The 3,562-nt window shown below is 38.6% G+C and carries 3 protein-coding genes; all 3 read right to left on the bottom strand.

From position 1 onward, the window contains the following. Window positions 1–25: 25 nt before the first annotated feature. Window positions 26–181 carry a hypothetical protein gene (locus tag BA053_RS07510; RefSeq protein ID WP_156517980.1) on the bottom strand — a complete coding sequence of 52 codons (156 nt, stop codon included), beginning with the start codon at window positions 179–181 and terminating at the stop codon, window positions 26–28. A gap of 245 nt (window positions 182–426) precedes the next feature. After that, window positions 427–3,090, bottom strand: a complete 2,664-nt coding sequence (locus tag BA053_RS05665; RefSeq protein WP_065095163.1) for a 2-oxoglutarate dehydrogenase E1 component — start codon at window positions 3,088–3,090, stop codon at window positions 427–429. 185 nt (window positions 3,091–3,275) lie between these two features. Continuing rightward, entirely contained in the window at window positions 3,276–3,413 is a 138-nt protein-coding gene (locus BA053_RS07505) for a hypothetical protein (RefSeq protein ID WP_156517979.1), read from the bottom strand. Window positions 3,414–3,562: the final 149 nt, after the last annotated feature.

Genomic DNA, 3,562 nt, shown 5'->3' with positions numbered 1-3,562 from the left:
CTAAAATTTCAGATATTATAGCCTTTTACTTGTTTCCGGACAACCTCTCAGCTAATTCGATAGATTCTTTATCCTCATCTACAAAAGCTTTTTCATTTCTATTTAACTGTATGATCTCAGCTTTGCTATTGCTGCGTAGACTAGTTTGCCCTATTAACCTCTCAAATATTTCTGTATTCATATATATTCTATATTAATTAAAGTAAATATTAATGATATTTACTTTTTAAATAAAAATAAATGAAAATTTTAATAAAAATTGTAGCTTTTTCAATAGAATGAAAGTCTTTTTATATTTGTCTGAGCATCAAAGAGGTTTGATTGGTGTGATACGTTTTCTATCGCGCCTGGCTGCAGTGCCCAGCGTCAAGATCTGATGAACAATGTTCGCTTGCCAGCTTTCGCTTCAATATTTGCACAATTGTGCTAGATCCCCTGCATAACCTGCTTTAAAATCTCCTCCTGTTGCTGAGCATGGACACTAGCATAACCACATGCAGGAGATGCGGCAGCAGGTCTTGCGATACACTTAGGTCTTTTTGCTTGAATATCGAGATTGGACAACACTTCTTCTATCAATGGGTTTACAAAAAACCACCCTCCCATATTTTTTGGTTCTTCTTGACACCATACAATTTCAGCGTTCTCGTATTTCTCAAGTTCATTACTTAATTTATCGGCCGGAAACGGATAGAATTGCTCCAAACGTATCACTGCTATATCGTTTATTTTTTGTGCTTCACATACTTCAATTATGTCGTAGTAAACTTTACCACTGCATATTACAACTTTACGTATTTTATCATTTAGAACCAAATCTGTTCTATATTCTGGGATTACCGTGAGGAATTTTCCTTCAAAGTCAGATAGGTTAGAAACTGCTCTTTTATGACGCAGTAGCGATTTAGGTGTAAATACTACCAGAGGCTTACGAAAGTCTCTATGCATTTGTCTGCGTAAGACATGGAAGTAATTTGCCGGAGTGGAACAATTAACTACCTGCATATTATCTTCTGCGCAGAGTTGCAAAAATCTCTCTATACGCGCGGAGCTATGCTCAGGTCCTTGCCCTTCATAACCATGAGGCAGCAACAAAACTAGACCGCTTGATCGCAACCACTTTGTTTCTGCAGATGCGATAAACTGGTCGATCATAATTTGTGCACCATTTGCAAAATCACCAAATTGTCCTTCCCAGAGCATCAGTGAATACGGGGAATCAAGGCTATATCCATATTCAAAGCCCATTACAGCATACTCTGATAAAGCGCTATCTATGACCTCAAAGTGAGCCTGTTCTTTGTTTATATTATTTAGCGGAATAAACGCTTCTTCTGTTACCTGATCAACAAGCCTTGAATGACGGTGCGAAAAAGTTCCACGACCGGAATCTTGTCCTGATAAACGTACTCCTATTCCTTCTACGAGTAACGATGCAAATGCAAGACTTTCGGCAGTTGCCCAGTCTATATTACTACCAAAATTTATGCTGTCTATTCTGCCATCGAGTATTTTTCTAATCTTATTGTTAATGTTAAAGTTACTTGGGATATTGCTATTTATATGCACACCCAATTTTTTCAGCTCACTAGGCGAGACACCAGAATCCGTATAGTATTCGCTCAAATCGTTCAACTTTGCCCTTCTTAATTTTGACCACACTCCATAAAACCAGTCAGCTTTTTTTGGAGTATAAGTCACTGATTCAGCAAGACTTTTATCCAATCTTGCCCTGAACTCACTGCGCAATTTATTTACTTCATCGCCATCTAATACTTTCTCTGCGATCAACTTCTCTTCATACAGTGTTCCTGGAGTTTTATGCTTTGATATTACCTTGTACATAAGTGGCTGAGTGAAATTCGGCTCATCGCCTTCATTATGGCCATATTTGCGGTAGCATATTATATCAATCACTACGTCCTTTTTAAATTTCTGCCTATATTCCATCGCCAAATTCGCAACAAAACTCACAGCTTCAGGGTTATCTCCATTAACGTGAAACACTGGAGCTTCTATTGATTTTGCTACATCAGTACAGTAAAAAGAGGACCGCGCACAACACGGATTAGCAGTAAAACCAACTTGGTTATTAATGACAATGTGCACAATGCCATCCACTTTATAGCCTTCAATATTGCTTAAGGTCAGAGTTTCAGCAACCACTCCTTGACCAATGAAAGCCGCATCACCATGAATTGATATTCCAAGCACAGATCTTATATTCTGTTTTGCTCTTATTCTTCCAGCCAAAACCGGATTTACCGCTTCAAGATGAGATGGATTAGGGCATAAACTTAAATGTATTTTTTTACCACCGGCAAGTGCTCGATCAGAAGAATAACCAAGGTGATATTTAACATCACCGGACACCTCAAGACCACTTGGGTATGCAAGATTGCCTTGAAATTCAGACAGCATTGCCGCATATTCTTTCCCCATCACTTTGGTTAGAACATTGAGTCGTCCGCGGTGAGCCATGCCAAGGACTATTTCTTCAATACTAAAAGCTGCAGAATCACTAATGATTCTCTCAATTGCAACGATAGCTGACTCTCCACCTTCGATAGAGAAACGCTTATACCCAGGAAATTTCATATGGAGGAATTGCTCGAACATTTCGGATTCGACCAAGTGCCTCAGTATTTCTTTTTTGTCTTGTGAGCTCAGCGTATAGGTTTGATTTTCGATCTTTTCCTGCAGCCATATTCTCTCCTCATAAGAGGAGATATGCATAAATTCAAAACCGATATTCTTGCAGTAAATATCTCTATAGATTCCAGTGTCACTTGCCGGAGATAGATTCGAATATTTCTGATAATCTATTTGTTTATTTCCATTTGGTGATAATGGATCAAGATCTGCAAAAAAATGACCATAAGACCTGAAAAAATTTGCCAAATCGAAAGCCGAATCATCCGTCTTGGTTACATGCTGCGGACTGCAGGTCTCCGTTTTCTTAACTTCTAAATTGCTTGAAAAAATTCTATACCAATCTTCCCCGATTGATTTATCGCCCTGTAGATAACGGCTATACATTTCTTCCACAAATTCTGCATTATCACCATAAAGGCAACTTAAACTCGACATAATCACTATAAAAAGTATCAAATACTTATAAGTATAACTTAAGTTTTTTAAAAAAGAACTTTTTTAGTTTCTATACGTCATACCGCGATTCATTCGCGGTATCTCTTAACATAGATCCCGCTAACACGTAGCGGGATGACGATTGTCAGGGTGTCATTCCAGCGCGTGACGCTGGAATCCAGTTTTTATTTGCAGCCTACTTGACTCGAAGCTAAGTTTTCTGGATCCAAATAGTCAAGGCACTGGGATGACAAAAAAAGGAGCACTGGAATGACAAAGCTATAGGTTGCAAGCGAGACGTCATACCGCCGCGGCGCTAACAAGAGATCCCGCTAACACGTAGCGGGATGACGGTTGTCGTTTAGCTATAAACATTAAGAAATTTACTAAGCGAAAAAAAAGGCAAAAGAAGCCCCGTGGTTGGCTAATTACTTACATTATACTTTCAAGTATGGCGTTTTTTTATTCTAAA

It is taken from the genome of Wolbachia endosymbiont of Nomada ferruginata, assembly GCF_001675785.1.
Classification (GTDB): domain Bacteria; phylum Pseudomonadota; class Alphaproteobacteria; order Rickettsiales; family Anaplasmataceae; genus Wolbachia; species Wolbachia pipientis.
The sequence above is the reverse complement of the archived record's forward strand: the minus strand, read 5'-3'. Positions and strand labels throughout refer to the sequence as shown.

Excerpts from the sequence above, each read along its gene's own strand:
- BA053_RS07510 (WP_156517980.1), bottom strand. The coding sequence starts at position 181 with ATGAATACAGAAATATTTGAGAGGTTAATAGGGCAAACTAGTCTACGC.
- BA053_RS05665 (WP_065095163.1), bottom strand. The coding sequence starts at position 3,090 with ATGTCGAGTTTAAGTTGCCTTTATGGTGATAATGCAGAATTTGTGGAA.